At 43.6% G+C, this 19,175-nt stretch carries 18 protein-coding genes; 9 read left to right on the forward strand and 9 right to left on the reverse strand.

Translation table 11 applies throughout. The annotated features are described in order from the left end of the window. Nucleotides 1-7: 7 nt before the first annotated feature. A complete protein-coding gene (locus I1H34_RS00300; RefSeq protein ID WP_249369172.1) occupies nucleotides 8-406 on the forward strand; it encodes a CpXC domain-containing protein in 399 nt (132 codons plus the stop codon). A gap of 47 nt (nucleotides 407-453) precedes the next feature. Here the strand turns inward: I1H34_RS00300 and I1H34_RS00305 are convergent, their stop codons facing one another. The 3 genes from I1H34_RS00305 to I1H34_RS00315 all read right to left on the reverse strand — a co-directional run bounded on the left by I1H34_RS00305 (nucleotide 454) and on the right by I1H34_RS00315 (nucleotide 2,006). After that, entirely contained in the window at nucleotides 454-1,284 is an 831-nt protein-coding gene (locus I1H34_RS00305; protein WP_212661524.1) for a prohibitin family protein, read from the reverse strand. A gap of 87 nt (nucleotides 1,285-1,371) precedes the next feature. Continuing rightward, complete coding sequence (locus I1H34_RS32900; RefSeq protein ID WP_315874836.1) at nucleotides 1,372-1,602, reverse strand: dsRNA-binding motif domain-containing protein; 231 nt, start codon at nucleotides 1,600-1,602, stop codon at nucleotides 1,372-1,374. A gap of 191 nt (nucleotides 1,603-1,793) precedes the next feature. After that, nucleotides 1,794-2,006, reverse strand: coding sequence for a DUF2811 domain-containing protein (locus I1H34_RS00315; RefSeq protein ID WP_212661525.1), 213 nt, complete (start codon nucleotides 2,004-2,006; stop codon nucleotides 1,794-1,796). A gap of 633 nt (nucleotides 2,007-2,639) precedes the next feature. On the opposite strand from I1H34_RS00315, the gene I1H34_RS00320 reads away from it, so the two are divergent. Then, nucleotides 2,640-2,912, forward strand: a complete 273-nt coding sequence (locus tag I1H34_RS00320; protein WP_212661526.1) for an RNA recognition motif domain-containing protein — start codon at nucleotides 2,640-2,642, stop codon at nucleotides 2,910-2,912. Nucleotides 2,913-2,962: 50 nt separating this feature from the next. Here I1H34_RS00320 and I1H34_RS31975 read toward each other — a convergent pair whose 3' ends face one another. The 5 genes from I1H34_RS31975 to I1H34_RS00340 form a co-directional block, all read right to left on the reverse strand. After that, nucleotides 2,963-3,298 (reverse strand): hypothetical protein, encoded by a 336-nt coding sequence (locus I1H34_RS31975; protein WP_249369173.1) that lies wholly within the window; start codon nucleotides 3,296-3,298, stop codon nucleotides 2,963-2,965. 80 nt (nucleotides 3,299-3,378) lie between these two features. After that, entirely contained in the window at nucleotides 3,379-3,798 is a 420-nt protein-coding gene (locus I1H34_RS31980; RefSeq protein WP_249369174.1) for a hypothetical protein, read from the reverse strand. 489 nt (nucleotides 3,799-4,287) lie between these two features. Further along, nucleotides 4,288-5,097 (reverse strand): nitrilase-related carbon-nitrogen hydrolase, encoded by an 810-nt coding sequence (locus I1H34_RS00330; RefSeq protein WP_212661527.1) that lies wholly within the window; start codon nucleotides 5,095-5,097, stop codon nucleotides 4,288-4,290. Nucleotides 5,098-5,135: 38 nt separating this feature from the next. After that, a complete protein-coding gene (locus I1H34_RS00335; protein WP_212661528.1) occupies nucleotides 5,136-5,594 on the reverse strand; it encodes a PPC domain-containing DNA-binding protein in 459 nt (152 codons plus the stop codon). Between the two features lie 4 nt (nucleotides 5,595-5,598). Continuing rightward, nucleotides 5,599-6,690, reverse strand: a complete 1,092-nt coding sequence (locus tag I1H34_RS00340) for a hypothetical protein (RefSeq protein WP_249369175.1) — start codon at nucleotides 6,688-6,690, stop codon at nucleotides 5,599-5,601. 519 nt (nucleotides 6,691-7,209) lie between these two features. Between I1H34_RS00340 and I1H34_RS00345 the strand changes: the two genes are divergently transcribed. From I1H34_RS00345 to I1H34_RS00370, 6 genes are all read left to right on the forward strand, one after another. Next, nucleotides 7,210-7,686 (forward strand): ParB N-terminal domain-containing protein, encoded by a 477-nt coding sequence (locus I1H34_RS00345; protein WP_212661529.1) that lies wholly within the window; start codon nucleotides 7,210-7,212, stop codon nucleotides 7,684-7,686. A 137-nt stretch (nucleotides 7,687-7,823) separates the two neighbouring features. Then, entirely contained in the window at nucleotides 7,824-8,855 is a 1,032-nt protein-coding gene (locus tag I1H34_RS00350) for a streptomycin biosynthesis regulator (RefSeq protein ID WP_396124521.1), read from the forward strand. 670 nt (nucleotides 8,856-9,525) lie between these two features. Continuing rightward, complete coding sequence (locus tag I1H34_RS00355; protein ID WP_212661531.1) at nucleotides 9,526-13,101, forward strand: plasmid replication protein, CyRepA1 family; 3,576 nt, start codon at nucleotides 9,526-9,528, stop codon at nucleotides 13,099-13,101. A gap of 582 nt (nucleotides 13,102-13,683) precedes the next feature. Continuing rightward, nucleotides 13,684-14,106, forward strand: coding sequence for a hypothetical protein (locus I1H34_RS00360; protein ID WP_212661532.1), 423 nt, complete (start codon nucleotides 13,684-13,686; stop codon nucleotides 14,104-14,106). A gap of 243 nt (nucleotides 14,107-14,349) precedes the next feature. After that, nucleotides 14,350-15,780, forward strand: a complete 1,431-nt coding sequence (locus I1H34_RS00365) for a sigma-70 family RNA polymerase sigma factor (RefSeq protein ID WP_212661533.1) — start codon at nucleotides 14,350-14,352, stop codon at nucleotides 15,778-15,780. A gap of 128 nt (nucleotides 15,781-15,908) precedes the next feature. Beyond that, nucleotides 15,909-16,856: a hypothetical protein gene (locus I1H34_RS00370; protein WP_212661534.1), complete on the forward strand. Its 948-nt coding sequence runs from the start codon at nucleotides 15,909-15,911 to the stop codon at nucleotides 16,854-16,856. An 11-nt stretch (nucleotides 16,857-16,867) separates the two neighbouring features. On the opposite strand, the gene I1H34_RS00375 is transcribed toward I1H34_RS00370, so the two are convergent. Further along, nucleotides 16,868-18,109 carry an ISAs1 family transposase gene (locus I1H34_RS00375; RefSeq protein WP_249369176.1) on the reverse strand — a complete coding sequence of 414 codons (1,242 nt, stop codon included), beginning with the start codon at nucleotides 18,107-18,109 and terminating at the stop codon, nucleotides 16,868-16,870. A gap of 587 nt (nucleotides 18,110-18,696) precedes the next feature. On the opposite strand from I1H34_RS00375, the gene I1H34_RS00380 reads away from it, so the two are divergent. After that, nucleotides 18,697-18,990 carry a hypothetical protein gene (locus tag I1H34_RS00380; protein WP_212661535.1) on the forward strand — a complete coding sequence of 98 codons (294 nt, stop codon included), beginning with the start codon at nucleotides 18,697-18,699 and terminating at the stop codon, nucleotides 18,988-18,990. Nucleotides 18,991-19,175: the final 185 nt, after the last annotated feature.

Here is a 19,175-nt window from a genome sequence, read left to right on the forward strand (position 1 = left end):
GAGTTTGGTGGACTACTCTTATTCCAGACCTACTGAAGTACATTGTCCTCATTGCAACCAGATGGTGACAGTTGATGTCTGGTTGATTTTGGACCAGGGTTCTCAACCAGACTCGATCCATAGCATAATTGAGGGCAGTTTTCAGACACATCCTTGTCCCAATTGCTCTAAATCCATACAGAAAGTCGATCAACCCATTTTGATTTATCAATCAAAGCTACACCCGTCCTTGTTATTTGCTCCAGCTTTGAAAACCACCCTAAAAGAAGATCAGACTCACACCCTTCAACAACTTGTCCAACATTTGATGGATACTCTGGATACTAGTGATGATGACTGGATTATGGAAGGCTTAAAGCGAGTTCGCTGGAAGCAACTTCCGATAATATTGAGCAAGGCTACTTGACAATATTAAATTTTTCCCCGCTGAGATTGAGTAGTGACAATCCTCATTTACTTTGTATTCAAAAGAAAGGGAATACTAGATTGATCTTTTCCTCCACTAACTAACACTCTTGGCATTTGGGACCCTCCCTCTCTCCAAGCTTGAATGGCTTCTTTTTGCAACACCAACTCACCACCTTGAGCTTTTAAGGTTTCAGCGAGTAGTCTTTGTGCTTCTGCTTTCCCCTTAGCTCGGTTAATTTCTGCCTGCGCTTCCTGTTCTGCTTCTTGAGCGATATAAACCGCCTTTTTTGCTCGTTGTTCAGCGATTTGCTTATCTTCGACAGACTTGGCAAATTCAGGTGAGAAATCTAAATCAACCACGCTGGTATCTAGAACTATGATGCCGTATTTACCTAGCCGTTCACCTAACACATCATCAAAGTCTTGTTTCAGCTCCGTTCTCTGGGTAATCGCTTCTTCAACGGTTTTCCTTGATGCAGCAATTTTGAAGGATTCCTGGGTTTGGGGGGCGATGATTTTGGTTACAATATTTTCTAAGGTGCCTTGCTTTCTACGAATTTCCACCACTTGAATCGGATCAAGCCGAAAATTGATCGCGAAACGGGCATTCAAATCTTGCAGGTCTTTGGTTGAACTTTGTGCTGGTACTTCAAACTTCTGCACCGTCAGGTCATAGATATCTACAGTGGATATTAACGGAGGCTTGAAGTGAATCCCTTCCAAAAATCCGATATCCCTTGCTTTCCCTAAGATACTGACAACTCCAGCTTGACCGGGATTGATCACAAAAAAACTACTCAACCCAATAACCAGAGTGACTAATGCCACACTAATAAGCGGTACTAAATTACTGCTGGACAGATTTTGTTTATTCAAGGTTAAGTGCTTATGAAGATGGGCAACTGCATCGCCTTAAGTATAGCTATCCTTCAACAGCTCAAGATCGACCCACTATCGTATGGCTCATAATTTTGACTTCCGATTGCTCTCCAACACCCCTACCGCAGCCTCCACCTTCACCTGTTTCTTAGACAAACCCTCACCAACTCCCTCCAGTCCCATCGCCCGCACTGCACATCGAAATCCTTCCGGTATCACCTCAAACTCATATCTGGGCATAGAGATTTGCTGACGCTGGCATAACTCCTGCAATGCCCCAATCGGATTCTCCACCACACCACCAGCCAAGCTCACGGGTTCCTCCTGGCCTGGGTACAAGACCCTCACCTATTGCTCAGCTCTACGGATGGCTCGGCTCCTGGCACGATCTAGGAGCTTGATCAATGCATCTTCAGGATCATCATTGGGGTAAAGGTAGGTGAGGAATCCAAGGTGTTCGGGGGTTAGGTGGATGGTCAGACTGGAGATTAGCTAGGGGGTAGGCATTAACAAGCAGTTGGCAAATCTTTCTTAAACAGACTATCTAAGTAAATACGAGCTGTTCTGCGGTCTGATTGCCCATACTGCATCAGAAATAGCGATAGTGCCGCAGAAAAAACCCGATCTTGATCCCAGTCAGGATGGGTGTCTAGATAACCTTTCAAGGCATCATGAAGCTCTTCAGGGATATCGGCCAGAATACTTATTGTTGTGGACATAAATTCGGTCATCCTTGAACAACAGTGAGGTCGGTAGTGATGGTCTAAAAACCAAAAAATTAAGCACGCAAATAGATGCCCTCTTTTATCAAACAAGTCAGTGTCGAAGAACGTTCTTCGGCCCTATAGCTTGCTCAATATTGAGCGCACGCACTTAAGCCTGGGAACACCATCTTGCGATCAACATGCGTGAATGTCAAATTCATTTTGAGGAAATTGAATTGAACTCTAACCTATACACACTAATGGATTAGACTGATTCAAACTTATATGATTTTCCACAGAAAAAGCCAAAAACCTTATCCTGCCGTTGGAACTTGTGGAAAACAGCCTGTAGGCTGTGGAGAACTTTAGATATATTGTGGCTAACCTGTGGAGAACTCACAATGATTTTCTCAATAAAGCAATCTAATTGAGTTACTCACAAATAGTCATTCATCATAAACCAGAGTCTCTGTAAAGATTTCTGCTTCAACCAACATCTAATATGGGGATCGGTTAGCATATTCACTGAGATAATTAGTATCGGGTTCCCGTTAGTTTTCAGAATTGCTTGATTTTTTCCAGTTCAATTTTCAAGGCCACGCACCGAAATCTATATCTCTACACATTATTGATTTTGGGAATTAATTCATGTCTATTTACGTTGGTAACCTTTCCTATGACGTTACGGAGAAAGACCTAGGCTCAGTTTTTGCTGAATATGGAACCGTAAAAAGTGCCAAGCTTCCGACTGACCGCGAAACAGGGCGGATTAGAGGATTTGGTTTTGTCGAGATGGGTGATGATACCGAAGAAGCTAAAGCCATCGATGAACTAGAGGGGGCTGAATGGATGGGACGTACCCTGAAAGTGAATAAGGCAAAGCCCCGTGAAAATAGAGGTGGTGGTGGTAACCGCTGGTAGAGCTAATTTGAATTAATGGAATCTGATCTCATAGCTCAATTGTTTTAGGGCTATGAGATTACCTGATCAGATTTCTCCGCTTCACTTATAACAGCTTCCACACCCACCACCGTGACCGTGACTCCTTTTCGCTGACACTCAAAACGATAGAGTTTTCTATCCTCCAACTTCTCCAAGCACTCCTCACTGATCAGAGGTGAGTGCTGAAGAATCCTCCTATTGTTATCCAGCTTCTGATCACGCTGGACTAAGACTCTTTGCTTGTGTGCATTCCACACTCCGATCAACACCCAAGCTTCAGGCTTCTCAGGGGTTACCTCAATCGCCCCTGCGAATTGTGTGAAGAATATTTGACCATCAATAATCTGGGGATAGCATTTGACCATCAAGGGTCTATCCAAGGCGGCTTTAGTAAATTTTGCGAATCGATGCTTTACTCTCAAGGGAATCTGATGACCGTCAAGCTCTAGAAAGTAATTGGGTCGTTCCTTCTCCCCTCAACCTCCTGAACCCGGATGATTCCCGGAAGTCGGCACCAGGCCCGATGGGTGCCATTGCCAGAGAGCAGAGGCTGTCTCTTATTTCGCTGCTTTCGCTGCTTAGATTTTGCCTGGGGAGTTTTTGTCGCCTGCTGTTGCTGGGGTGTTGCTTTGGGTTTTCCCTTGGCCTGATCCTGGTCTGTGGATTGACGTTTGGTACTAGCCTGAGAGGCTTTTGGTATTTCTTTTGATGGTGCTTTGGCAGAACCTGTTGTGAGTTGTTCTATCTGAAGCTGAGATTCGAGTTTCGCAATCGTTCGTTTTAGGAGAAGGGCAGCAGTTTCGTTGTTGCACTGCTCAAGCTGAACTTTGAGTTGGTTGAGCTTGTCGATAGTTGCAGAGGGCATAGGAAACCTCACTAGGGACAGACTTGCGGCTATTCTAGTGTATGAAGTGAGGCTTTGGGTGAAATTTAGGTTTCTTGCCAGGAAACGTCATACAACCCTTGCCCAGACTTAAGATCATAGACATTATGAATAGTTGAGCTTTCCAAGGAATACTCCTAGAAAAATCCTTGCGATACACTCAGGAAAGACGTGCCATCGCGGAATTTGTCATTGCCATGGATCTGTTACGGGAGGGTGACCTTACGGGAATCTCAAGGCACTCTATTGGGGTGATATTGGTAAGAAAGCTCACAAAGCATTGCAAGCTGTCAACCAATTGATTTGGCAAGGTCGACTTAAGATAAACAAGGTGACTCATAAGATGGGCAATGTAAGAACTTGTGAAACAGCAAGTAAGTTTAATCGTTGATAAGATTATCCAAATCCACAGTCCAGATTAATTTAGGAAAGAATGTAATTACTTATTAAAAAATCAGAACTAGTTGGTACCTATACTGATTCTTCAACTGCTTTTGCTATATCTAAGTACTTATCTGGTCGCCTATCAAGGAAAAGATTATTCCTTGATGTAATTGATTTATCCCTAGCTAGACTCAAATCAATGTCTGAGATCATTACTTCTTCTTGATTATTCGAAGCTTGGGTCAAAATATTACCTTTGGGGTCACAAATAATTGAGCTTCCTGTAAACGTAAGATCTCTCTCAGTACCTATACGGTTAGCCGTCACGACGAAAATTCGATTGCATATTGAATGTCCAGGTATGGTCTTTTGGCACAAACCAGGTAAAACAATATTTGAGGGATGACAAATAATATCGGCCCCTTTAAGAGCAAGAATTCTCCATGCTTCAGGGAACACCCAATCAAAACAAATCAACATCCCAATTTTACAAATACCAATATCATATACAGAATAATCTGTATTCCCAGGAGAGAAAAAATCTTTCTCATTTAGAAAAAGATGTGACTTTCTATAAACTTCTATATATCCATTTGGTCCAACTAGAATAGAAGAATTATACAAATCATTATTAGATTTTTCACAAAAACCTGAAACAATATACAAATTGTAGTCATTAGACTTTTCGTGAAGAAAACGAATAAATTTACTATCCGTGATAGATTCACTTAAGTCTAGAGCTTGTTGCCTAGAGTTAAAAGCATATCCAGAATTACACAATTCTGGTAACACAAGAATATCTGAATTTTTGCCTTTATCAATTAGGTATTCTAGGCGTTCTAAAGTTTGAGTTGGCTTACCGAGAATAGGTGAGAACTGTATAAAACCTACTTTCATTTCATTAAGCCCAAGAAGTAGAGTAATTTTGAAAATAATTAAACAAACTGAAGCAAACCAATATTATATAAATTTGGATTAACGACTCTTCTCATGTCAGGTTGTAGAACTTCTACAATAAGCATTTCAACCAAAAAAAGTACTTTAGCACTTAATAGATGACTTGTATGCCCAGAGGCAGAATAGTTTTTTATCCCAGTACTAACATGAATATGAGGAGATATTTTATCTTCGTCAGAATCATAGGCAATAGTACCACATCCACAAGCTTCTACATTGTTTAAGTGCACCTTATCCCATACTGGAGCATTGACATCATCAACCTTGCTGCAAGTTCCCACTAATTCTACTTCTGAGAATCCAGCAATAAACATTGGGATATATCCTTGATTTACTTTATTTTCTTTACAAAAGCTTGAAAGCTCTTGAAAAAAATCTGATTGATGTTCGAAAGTAACACCAAAAGTTCTTCCTGTTTTTAGCTCTGTACTTTTCATATGATCAATTAGGTAATATTCCAAGAAATTCTTTAACAGATGTCGAGCAACTAATTCTATTTAAATAGCTAATTTGATTTTCAATATCAGAAAAGAACGAACTACTCAAATTGCTAGTAGATATTATTTTATCAACATCTTCACATAATCTATCATCATCAAATAATTCATCATAGAAAGAGCTGAAGGCTGAAATAGAGCAATAGTCTAGAAGAAGTTCTGTAATCTCACAATTTTCAGAAAGGTAATATAAAGCTATTAATTCTTTATCATGTACAGATATCATATCTGCATCGACAAACATTTTTATTTTGCAATCGATATTGTCTAAAATTTTAACATCAACACCTATTTTTTCATGTAAATATGCGTTCATAATAGCATTATTTCTTACTCTAAAATCTAATGAATTTAAGATAAATATTCGTTTAATTTTAACTCCATTTTTTAGCAGGTTGACATTAGTCGCCATATACATTTTTCCTGCAATAGATGACCACCACTTCTTTAATTCAGTATCTAAAACCATTGCTAGTAAAGTTTCTCTTGTTTCACTCACAAGCTTATTAACAATTAATTGCCATTCATCTCTAAAACTCATTCTTTTTGTGTTAGAGCTGAGAAAATCTTCAGTAAAACCTTTTTTCAGAAAATATTTTTTTAAAAGTTCACTAATAATATCTGACTTGATCTGGCATGAGCCAACATAGTTATTTTGACTCTTTTCATAGTGAATATAAGAAGTCGGTGATGAACAAGCTTCTTTCTTATTAATTTTATACTGACTCAGCAAAATTGGAACTTTGTTCCAGCGCATTCTATAATTTTCTGGTAGGTTTAATAATAAGCTTAAACAAGGATAAACATCTCTCGACAAAACCGTTCTAATGGTCCCTGATGATTGTCTGCTTTCAGGATTAAAGGTTTCAGCAATATTCGATGGAGATTGTCCTAGCAAAGTGCATTCTAAGTATTGCTTGGCACTATTTGACAAGCTCCGTTTATTCACCATCTCTAAATCAGAGTACAATCTTTGAAGATCCCACTCTTTATCCACTGGTGAAGTATTTCTATATTGAGAATAGGGTATTTCCATACTCCGTAATAGAAATCAACAAACTCAATACAAGAGTACCATATAAACAGTTCTATAGTTAACACATAAATAATTAGATGAAAATACATTTATTTATTCAATAAATTCATATTTTATAAAAATTATTTTGTGATATACAACATATTTCATAAATACTCTTATTCATGTATAGAGCTAGTAGTTATTCAAATAATTACTTAATTCTTTTATAGGCAATTATGTCTCATTTTTTAACTTACCTATGCTCATACATTACTGCACTGTTAGCAAGATAAACTCATCTGCATAGAACTATTGACAGCGCAACTAACAACTTGTTAACAAGAACGTCAACAAGTTGTTAGTTGCGCTGTCAATAGCTTTTATTCATACTGCATTCATATGAGTTCTTTTTGACCTGATCTGATGTGTATTTTTCATATCAATGATTTTTATAGCCTTTGAAGTCTTCAATCATGAGCTTAAGGTCCTATCTATTTAGGTCTTCAACTTATATATTTTCTACCAGGAGTTTAATTAATGAGCTATTTAGAAGTTGATAATTCATTTACCAAGCTGAAACTATCAGATATAACTCTTGATAATGAAATACAACCCCGTCAACAACTTAATCAGGAGGTGGTTACTAAATATGCTGAGGCAATGAGGCAAGGGACTAAGTTCCCACCAGTGGTTGTTTTTTTTGATGGCGATAGTTACTGGTTAGCTGATGGATTTCATCGATTTCTGGCTAAGCAGGTTATAGCTGAACAAAAAATTTCGACTGAGGTGCGGCCTGGTTCTCGATACGATGCGAAACTTTACTCTACAAGTGCCAAGATGACTCCTAGTGATGTACATAGCAGTGAAGAAAAACACAGGTTTTTTGAGAACATCTTGTATGATGGCGAAAGTGAGCCTCTACAATTTTTGGACCAATCACCAAATCGCTCTAGAAGGAAGAGAGGACAGACTATTGCAACTAATTGTTCAGAAACTCTAACTAACATATCTTAATAAAAGACTTGTAATTCTCTCAATTGTCTATTATCAGGAAGGTTTAGATGCTTAGATAGCGATATATTGTTGTCTACCACTAGCCCTTGATGCCATCCGAACCTTCTATTCAGTCTGTGGCCATAGCAAAAATTCGTATGGATGGCGGCACCCAACCTCGCGCTCAATTATTTGAAGAAGTGGTTGCTGAATATGCTGAAGACATGCAGCAAGGTGCGATTTTCCCTCCAGTAATCATCTATTACGATGGGGAAGTGTATTGGCTAGCTGATGGTTTCCATAGAGTACGTGCTAGAGAAGCCATAGGATCAAAAGAAGTTACTGCTGATGTGCGTCTCGGAACACAGCGAGATGCTGTACTATACGCAGTTGGAGCTAATGCAGCGCATGGACTACGAAGAACAAATGCAGACAAGCATCGGGCTGTTAGAAGGTTACTTCGTGATAAGGAATGGATGAAATGGAGTGATCGAGAAATAGCACGGCGTTGTGGAGTCGCAAACAGTTTTGTTGGACGTATACGCAAAAGCCTATCCGTTCCTGAAGAACAGACAAGCCATGACACAGAAGGATCAGATGTAAACCCTTTCGTACGCCTGGCGAAAAGAGGTGGAACTATTTTCGAGATGGACACAACAAATATCCGCGATAGACCTCAACCTGAACAAAAGAAGTCTATTAAGCGCTCACGAGCAAAGAAACAACCTGCTTCTCCTAAGCCCCTTAAGGAGCAACCCATAAAAGTTGAAGAGGGGGATACCTGGAAACTAGGTAAATCTCATTATTTGTTTTGCGGGGATGGCTCATCTAGTAAGTTTCTAAAACTTTTCCCACCTGAAGTAGCATTACTTCTATATTTTCCAAGACAAAGGGAAGACTGGACACAGGCTATAACGCTACAAGCTAAAAGTACACTGTTATTTCACACCTTCTATGGAGAGGATATAGATCTGAAAAATTTGAGAAAAATTATTGAAAATTGTCTTTCCACTACAACGGATGCCGATGATTCCATAGTTGTTGTCAATCTTGCAGATCCCTTGCTCTTTATTTTAATGGAGAGCTTATTCTGCTCTTGTTACTGCGCTGAGCCTGACCCCCAGCGTTGTACAGATGCTCTTACCGCTTGGGCAGCAATCAACCAGAGAGTGAAAAAATTATCCACCTAGCTGATAACTATGCACACTGAAAAACCTTTACAAACAAATTAATCACACCTAGAACATCCTGACGAACTCCTATCAAAATTTTGTAGTAAGATCACGTTAAGTATTTTTTACTGAATATAAGAGTATCTTTCTTCAGCAAGTCTTTTCCCTAGCTTCTAACCACAAGACTAGCGTTGTCCAAACTATCCAAGCTTTGACTAACTTTCCCTACGATCGGCAGTAGCAAAAGCTATTGCGGTCCTCAAACCTTTCGTGAGAATCAACTCATGAGACATATCTTGACACTCCTCCACTCGTTTTGGGATGTGTCTCTCGGTATTTAAAGACGCTGAACCCTTGATCGATCAACGCTTTCAGTGTATTTGTACTCTAATACTTAAAGATTACGGAGGTAAGAACAATGTAAGTCCATTAAACGTAAAAAACCCCGACTGGTCGAAGAGTCAGGGCTTCTTGCGTCCAAGCATTCTGAATAACAGAGGACTTGAACTTGATGCTTTTTTGCTAGGCATGGGTTCGGACCTCCAAAGGAGCCGTGTGTTTATTTTACCTTAAGACACATACTGGTCAAGTTTCCTATGGAAATTTTGACCAAATGGCTCCCTACTCACTACATCTAGGGACAAAACCATGACTTCACTCCCCCTATCCTATGCCTGGGAGCTAGCCCATGCCTAGCTTTCATCGCTATAGCAACCGTAACGGCAATATCTGTCCCATCTGCAATGGCTCACGGGGCAAGCCTGACTGTAGAAAATCCTTTAACCCTTCTGACGCCGAAGACTCAGGCATCTACTTTTGTCGAGGCACTGACACCCAGAGCGGTTACCACTTCGTTGGTTTCGACACCAACGGCTTCGGCATGTTTGTCACAGAGACAGCCCGAAATGCCCAGAGCCAAGACCAATGGCAGAAGAAGAATCTAGAACGCCAAGCCCGCCAGGAAGCTGAGCGCCAAGCCAAACTAGCCAAGCTCTTACCCACCCCAGAACGAGATCGGCACTTCCGCAGAATCGCCACCAATGCGGGCCTGGGTTCTCGTCATCGTCAGCATCTCCAAGAGAAACGGGAACTTACGAATGAGCAGATTGATATCGCCATTGAGCAAAACCTATTCTGGACTTGGCAAGACAATGCCCAGATACCAGGCTTGCCCCTGAACCTCCCTGGCATCAATCCATCTACGGGCAAGCTACGGAAGTATTACCAAGGAATGGGTATTGCAATCCCAAATGTCCACGGTGAAATTGTTGGCGCACAAATCAAGCCTGATTTTGGCAGTAATTATTTTTGGGTTTCCTCTGACAGTGACAAACTAGACATTCCCGGTGCTGGCCCACACCTCCCCAACGGAGAGCAGCCCATCGCCGTTCACAAAGTCTCGGGTTCAACTACCGTGGGACTGGTAGACTCGGTAACCTTCAAACCCTTCCTCGCAAGCCAGAGACTAGGAATCTCCTTCATAGGAGCCGCAGGGAATAACTTTGCCTCTAGTCCCGAAACATTGAAAGAGACTCTAGACGAACTGGCTCCTGAAACCATCATCTTTTACCCGGATGCTGGCGATATTTCCAACCCCCACATCACCAAAGCCATCGAGAAAACCGTTACCCTGGTTGAGGAGTGGGGATACAACCTAATCGTTGCCTGGTGGGGGCAAGTCTCCTACGACGATGACTGCGACATCGATGAGCTTCCCTTAGACCAAATTGACCAGATCCAGCACCTTACCCCTACGGCCTATCTACAACTCGCCCAAGCTGCGATTCAAGACCAGTGGAGAATCCAGCAGGAGAAACAGGCTCGAAAAACCTGGGATAAATCCCGGCAATACACCCCCACCCAAATCATTGATGAGCAATGGTTTACCGCCAATCCCCAAGATTTAGCAGAAGCTGATATCTATGCTCTTAAGTCGGCAATGGGCACGGGCAAGACTGAATGGTTACGCCAATACTTTGACAGCGTAGATATTGGAGCCGTCGCGATCGGGCATCGGAATTCTTTGCTCCTCCAGTCCTGTGAGCGCTGGCCCAATTTCTATCATCTACACTCAGACTCAGCCCATCAGCTCGTGGCAGATCCCCATTCTCGGATTGCCTGCTGTATCGATTCCCTCAGCCGCTTTGAAGATAAAGACTTTGAAGGTAAAGTGCTTGTCCTAGACGAGAGCCTGAGCGTCGTCCTCCATAGCCTTATGAGTGGCACCCTTATCGGCAGGCGGGACCATTGCCTAGCCAAGCTCCAATCTGCGATTGAGAGTGCCGCCCTGGTGATTCCAATGGACGGCAATAACTCTGATGTCGTCGTGGATTACCTGGCTCAATTACGAGGTGGGGGAAAAGTCGTTAAAGTTCTCAATACCTTCCAACGGAAGACGTTGCGGATTGAACTACTCGACAAAACCTATACCAGTAAGGGTAAAGCCATTGACGAGAGATCGCCTGTTCTCCAGCTTGCCCTGGACACCCTAGTTTCTTTGGATCAATCTCCTGAACACTGCGCCCGGTCCATCGTGCTGTTTAGTGACTCCCAACGCCAATGCCAGATTGCAGAAGAAATCTTTGAGATGCACGGCTATTCTACTTTGCGGGTGGATTCTAAAACATCTGCCAGTACAGAGGTTAAGGATTTCCTCAAAGATCCAGACGCTTATCTAGAAGAAACTCAACCACGGGTTCTGATCTACAGTCCCACGGCTGAGAGTGGCCTGAGTGTAGGTATCAAGAACTATTTCTATAAAGGGTTTGGCCTCTTCTTTGGGGTACTGCCGATCTCCAGCATGACCCAGATGATGCAGCGGGTCCGTGACCTGGGGGAGATTGCTATCTGGTGCCGCAAGTATGCCTTTAGTGAAGAGTATGACGGCAATCGCTCTCCCTTTCCCAAACGAGTCAGAGAGCTGATGATGGACTACATTCAAGCCGATGCCATCGCCTCAATGACCGGGACAGATCGGGAAGCAGCCACCCAACAATGGTTTCAAAAGCTACTGCAAGCCCTCGATGACCCCCACCTAACCACACACAATATCCTGGCTGCGGCCCTTAACTATGAACAGCAGCACACATGGGACTGTCTCAAGGCTGTCCTGATCGAGGCAGGTCACCATGTCGCCATCATCGACAAACTGCAATCAGATCATCTCAAAGCTCAGTCCACAGAAATCAGAGAACGCATCCTAGACACGGATGCCGCCACTATTTATGACGCAAAGGACATCACGATGGAAGCTGCCATACGCATCAAGTCTCGCTGGAGTTCAAGCTTAGACGAGCGCTGGAGCTGTGAGAAAGCATTTCTGCAACATCGGCTCCCTGGTATCCAACTTACGGAAATTTGGGGACCAGAGCTAATCAAAGAGCTGCTATTCAAGAACCGTACTCTTATCCCATCCCTGGAACGTTGGTGGCTACTCAATCACATGGACGCAGCCCAAGAACGCAGTAGAACACGCTGGGAGCAACTGATGGAGCAAGAACAATCCCCTTTTCTCCCAGATATCCGCAGTGACTTTGCCATGCTCCAAGCCATGCAGGACATTGGCTTACTCCGACTATTTGAAGGGGAGACAGCCCTCAATGAAAACTCAGAGCTGATTCAAGAGATTTACAAAAAATGCAAACGTCGAAAGATATCCACAGCCTTACGCCGAAGAGTGGGACGACAAGGATCGATGGAGTTTGTAGCACGACTCGCCAAGCTGATTGGAGGCACCACCCAAGCTGAGCAGAGTTGGGTTAGGGATGAGAACCGAGGAAAGCGTAGTTATCTCTTCCATCCCCCTGAGATAAATGAGGTCAAAACCGTCCTCTTGGCCTGTATTGACCAGAGATTAAATAAGTATTGCTCAGAATCTGCTGAAACTACTGATAGCAAAGGGGAAGAAGCGGCAACAGCTATAGCCCAAAATTGTATAGATATAGGGGATGTTGTAGCCAATAAAATGGATTTAGATCCATTGGATGATGTAGAGAGTGTCACGTCAGAGAATGAAGTGATTCCATTCCCCTTGAATTCCTCATCGGTTCCTATAGAAAGGGGGAATGTCGTCTGTAGGACGAGCGACGGCTCAAGGTTTCGGGTCAAGAGCATCACTGATGGGCGGGCCTGGCTGCAATGGTTGGATCAGTTCTCGCCCAAGGTTGATATCCTTGTACCGCTGGAAGAACTGGAACTACTTCCCGGTCCTGGGATACGTGGGAGTTACAGGTCAAATGAGCAGTTCCCAGGGGCAACAGGGTGATTGTGGTGAGCCAATGGTGTTGGTATCAGGGATACGAAATATTGGTAGATACTGAAGCTTCAATATTATTTTAAAAATTGGATAATCAGCCGTTTCTTTTTGCGGTTGTTTCGCTTGCAATCTCCTCTCTTTTTTGAGTTGCTAGAGCTACCTTCTCTAAGCATCAATAGTTGTTAGCTTGGTGTTCTTCTTGAGATATGCATCTCCTGAAAAGTATTTATAGAAATACTTTCAGGCTTTGTCTTTCAGTGATTCTTGTTGAAAATACTCGCAATTGTAACCGATTGTATCTTTTGCTTTGACGTGCTTCCTGGGTAGGCGCTACAGTACGTGCAGATAAATAAATCGACTATTCCTTCACCTAAGTTTTTTACTTTAGTACTTCCACTACCGCCCAAGAAAACAGCAAAGGTTATATCTTTGCCAGGTTTACTTTTTAAAAGTCAAATCTAACGGGAATTTTTAATAACGTTCCTGTTGTGTGTTTCATCGCTGAACCGTATTCAAGTATAAAAACAACCACGGTCTGTCAAGTACCACCGAGCCAGACCGTGATCTACTCCCCTATAAGGAGATAATTTCATGTTAATTGTTAATCCCCAAAAGGTCACTGTTGTTCCAGTGCCCAATCTCAACGCTGTGTCTCCAGACGAGGCGACAGAAGTCTATCAGCAGCAGTATCGAGAGACGTATGTTGAATTGGCAATCCAAGCGCAAGAGAGCTTGGGCTTACCAGTATTAAGAACTTTTGGAGAACTCTTCAAACTGGGCTGCACCGATCCAGAACTCAGTAGCTCCATTGATCAAGAAATAGCCCACAACCCAATACTCAGCGATTGGCCAATGCAGGATCAAGACTGCATTGGTTTGATCTCGCAAGGTCCATACGTTCAATCCCAGATTAATTTTCATGGTGTTCCCGTGCAGGATGTCATGCAATACGTTTGCGACCTGTTTCGTGAAATGCCTGATACTGATGCCGTTCTAGACGATATCGCTGCATAAGTGTGTGGCTTCTCCCGAAGCTGATCAAAAAGGCATCCATGTAGACTCTCAGCTCAGTGTTGATAGTACTTATACGGATTTGATCAATACCCTTACTTGATTTGGGGTGAGCGTCTGCTTTGATGTCTCTAAATGCACCTTCAACCCTTTAGCACTGACCGATATTAGCTAGATACGGGAAGCGCCAAATACTTTTAAAACACCTTCTCACCCACTCCACACCCTCATTCGGAGTAAAGACCTATGATCCACGGCACTGGGCTGCGACCACCACCCGACATCATCGCTACTATGGCGCGATACCCTGACCTCTCTCCAGAGCGGGAAGCTGAGCTGATTATTAAAGCTCAAAACGGGGATTATGAAGCTAGACAAACCGTGATTTACTCTAATCTTGCCTGGATCTGCTCTAGGGGAGGGCAATTTTCCCGTAAAGGTATAGATGATGGCGAGTTGATTAATGAGGGGTATTGGGGATTAAATCGAGCGATTGATCAATGGGATTCTGAAAAAGGTGCCAATATACGCACCTATAGCGAAAGAAAGATCTATAAGTTTCAGTCAGAGGCCATCCGTCAAAAACATCATATTCGACTGCCTAAATCAACCTATGAGCAGCTTTCCAAGCTCAAGAAAGCAACCGATTTTTTGGGGGAGGGTGCGACTGTTGCCCAGCTAGCAGAAACAACCGAGATTAAAGAGAAGCGAATCAGGACATTACAAGAGATTTCTCAGCCTGTTTCCCTGAATAGTGTCACGGGGGAGCGGGAGAATCTTGAGCTATTGGATCAGCAAGCAGACGATTGCCAAGGAAGCCTCGATCCCGCTCTCTCTTCAGAACTATTAGATTTAGTTGACAGGCTACATCCTCGACAGCGAGAAATTTTACACCTGTACCACTGGGAGGAGCTGTCATTCCAAAAGATTAGTGATTTTCTGGGGCTACCTGCAAAAAAGGTTCGGAAAACCTACAAGCAAGCTTTAGAACTTCTGCGGAAGTTCCTTCAAGGTGAGATTAACGAATTTCCAGCTCTCCCCCTACTAGAATGGCGCAATTTTGTCTTTGCCAAAATCTTTCTAGCAACTGGATTATCTCAAATATTTAATATCGTCGTTACTCAACTAAAACGACTGAAAAACCTTCATCGAAATAACCACACTGGACTAGTCCAGTCACAACTGACAGTATCTCAAGGCTCTACAGAGGTATTGCCAGAATCAGATCGTGAAATTGATACTCAGAGTCTAACTGAACTCTCAGCACAACATTCTCCTTGGTATCAAAGGTTATGGCATTTTGTGAATCGTGGAAAGTCACTTGATTCACGAGTAAGTATTCATCAGATTGATTCAGGAGGTTTGAGGGATGGCCCGAAATGTCTTTTGGACTATTTTTGGCATGGCATTAACTGTATTGCTCAATTCCTGGGGTATTGGCCCGGATCGCCTCGCGGAGTTGATCAACACCGATGCCGCAGCGGAGATCGTTGGCGATGTCGGGGAAAAACTGAAAGACGTTACCAAAAAAAGAAGGTAGAACTGAGGATTCATCCCATGATTCCTTTGGCTCACCGTCATCAATCTTCAAGGAAAAAGACAAAGACAAAAATAGAATATTGCAATTCAATTAGACCATTTTCAAGGCATTTAATTTATCAGTTGAAAGCTGGCTAAGTCATGGCATTAAGTTAGTTTGATTGGCTGTTCTAATTTGACTATTGTTATTCATCTTCTAGTTCTTAAATTTTTGGAAACTGATTCATTGAATCATTATTCCTCATCGTTTATTTCGAGTAATTATCATGTACAAATCAATCCCTTTGGCCTTGTTGATGGCCACTGTGCCCGCTATGGTGCGGGCGCAGGCGACACCCGTTATTGAAATCTCGGAAGGACATGGGCATACCTTCACGATTGAAGGCTCCCAAGCCCGGATCGTCAAGGCTTGGCCTGGAATGTTCGAGGCATTTGATTTTGGTGAACATCCAAAGATTCCGAATGCCAAATTTATCTTTGTCAAACTCAAGCCAGGGGCCAAGCTGAACAGTACCACCCTCACCCTGATTATTGATGATGGTCTGGGTAAGGAAACGACCAAATCCTATATCCTCAAGCGAGTCAAAGGGATTCCCAATCAGACCACGACCTTGATTGGGAATCAGCCTGCCTATGCCGCTCAGCCTCAGCCCGTCACTGCCACAAACGTCTTTTCTCCTCCACCTAGGCTCGATAAGCAGATCAAAAAAGAGAAGAAAGGCAAGAAACCTAAGAACTTAACGGTTTCTAGTGAGTTTAGCAGTGCTTTCTCACCGGGGTTTGCTGCGCCCAAGGCAGATGATGACTCCAAGCCAGTTAAAGAGCCTGCACCTGAAGAGAAAGAGGACTCTGACGACGTACCCGATCTGATTGAGCCAACCCCTCAAGCGCAAGCTGAAGAACCTCCGTCCGAGCCATTACCCCTGATCCGCGCACCGAAGACCCTCCAGGCTAAGGCGACGGTGGAAACTCCATCAGAAAAGCAGCTGATCGAGCGATCTAGTCTGGATAACTATGGAATTGCCCGCCACCTAATGAATGGACTCTACCGGGCGCAGAATCTCAAACAAATCAACCGTTCTAAAGATGCATATTGGCAGACTCAATCAATGGTGCGATTGCTACGCCGAGGCGAAAGTATCGATAAGTCATTGAGGCTATCAGGATTACCAGCTGTAACTTTTAACAACCTCTTAGGTCATGGAGCAGGGTAAGCGCAAGAAAATCAAGCCTCTGAAAGGCTAGACTGTAAAGGAATAGAAGCGCCTAGAACTTTGAGCATATACGCTTCATCCATGCTCGCCCGTTTTAGTTTTTGACGGGTACTTTTCTTAAAGGACGTTTCTTGATTGAGAAGGTTGATGCTCCAGCGCCTCAGGATGGCCATGTTTTCCGGTGCATGTCCTGTGCGAATGCGGCTAGCATCTTCGCCAAAGGTCACATCTAAGACCCAGTGGAGTTGGTTCTCAATCGACCAATGCTGGCGGATGGCTTTGCCCAACTGCTGAGCATTTGGCGGTAGAGAGCTGATATAAAACATCACCTCATAGGTGGTTTTGTTCCACAAGTGGCGGGTCCGAGCGACCTTGACGATGGTTTGCAAGCCCTTCCACTGCGCCTGCTTGTAGAGAGGACCCATCTGTTGAAGGGACACGGCCCAAACTTGTCGTTTCTCGCGACGATGGTGCCCTGCTTCCACCCGGGCATCATAGCTGTGCTCAATGCCCTTAAACTCATTCGCTTCAGCCGTTTCAAACCATTGCTCAACCTGCTCAAACAGCGTGGGATGATTCTCCTTGAGGGCCAGCACATAGTCAGCCTCTTTAGCTTGAATGTGGCGGGCAATCTCGTGCTGAGTTCCCATTGCATCAATGGTAATAATGCACCCGGCAATGTCTAATAGCTCTAGCAGTGCTGGAATAGCGGTAATTTCGTTACTCTTGTCTGCAACTTTGACCTGTCCTAGAAATAACCGATACTCACTGGCCCAAGCACTGACCAGATGCAATGCGGATTGGTCTTGATTGCGATCATAGGAACCTCTGAGTTGTTTGCCGTCAATCGGTATCACTTGAGCGCCGAGGGTTGTCACTACCTGATCCAACCAGTGATTGAAACTCCGCTCAAAAGCGGAGGGGCAAATACGCTCAAACACTCGTCGATAGGTGTCTGCTGTCGGTATCCCGGACGGTAGCCTCAGAAAACTCGACAACCAATCTTGATGGCTTAGACCATAGGTTTCAATGTCTTCCCACCCTTGTGCGCCACCTAAACTTGCCAATAGTCCAATCACGACGATGCTGACAAACGGATGCTGGACACCTTGGCCTCCACGTGGATCAGGCAAATCTTCAAAACACTCGGACAATTGTTGATAAGCCTGATCGCAATCACTGGCAGGCAGGAGTGACGAGGATGAGTCAGTGGAAGCTGGTGAGGAAGGAGGCTTGCTGAATCCTGTAGCCATGGGGAAACCCTTTTAACAGAATGGAGTTCCAAAGCATATTACAGCTTCATTTTTCTTGCGCTGCCCCTGGCTGGTGCGCGCCCTTAGCCTGCCACTGCGATGTTATCAAGTCTTTTCTGGAGTGGAAGCACCAGAAACCCTGTAGTTAGGGCTGTCTTGACTCAATCGAATCAATAAAAAAGGCGATTCCTAACTAGAAGAATCGCCCCTTTAAACCTTCTAGGAGAATTTACCATGCTTAAGGAAAAATCTGTGCGGCTTCTTCATATGCCGTGCATGAATCGTTGTTGCGGTTGTCAGGAATTGCGGTTCGCCATTGCATCTCAAGCTCTCGTCCATAAGCCCTCTGGCAAGACCCATTTTCGCTGGATATGCGAGAGCTGTGGTCACAAACGAGGGATACGCCCGACTCCTGAATATCTGCAGAAATTATGGCAGATAGATCGTGAGACTAGCACGAAAAAAATTATCAGGACTTTAGCGAGGGCTTGAGGTGTGGGTAGCTACGCCGATGTCAGCCTAAGACTCACTTTTAAGCATCTATCAAAGCTCTATAAAAATCGCATAACTCAAACAGGAGGTAAATCATGCAGTGCCTTAAACCGTTGACAGCCTCGATTGAGATTCAAGAACTGCGGGAAGTGGGTTGTGATTGGAGCGGTGACCTGTTTGGCTACTATGCCATCGGTCATCACGATCCAGTTGCTTTTATCCAAGCTGTCAACGCTGAACATGATCCAGATTGTCCTGCTGAAGCTCAACAAGTTCATCAAGGATTTTGGATGGAATATCCCCTAGAAATCGATAGTGATTGCTACTGCTTTAGAAAGTGCAATGCAGATATTGAAGGCGCGTTTGCCGTCACCTATCTCGAAATTTAAGGGGAGCCACAACCCCAATTAGCCAACTAAATATTGGAGGAAACTCTCATGCGCGATTTAGTCTACTCGCCTCAGAATCATCTCGTGTACTTCCTCGGCTATCTCAGGAGACAAAATGGTACCCGTCTCAAGGTGTTCTCAACCGTTTCCCGGCAACACGTTCTGATGATTTCTAAGGATAAATC

It is taken from the genome of Acaryochloris marina S15 (genome assembly GCF_018336915.1).
Taxonomy (GTDB): Bacteria; Cyanobacteriota; Cyanobacteriia; order Thermosynechococcales; family Thermosynechococcaceae; genus Acaryochloris; species Acaryochloris marina_A.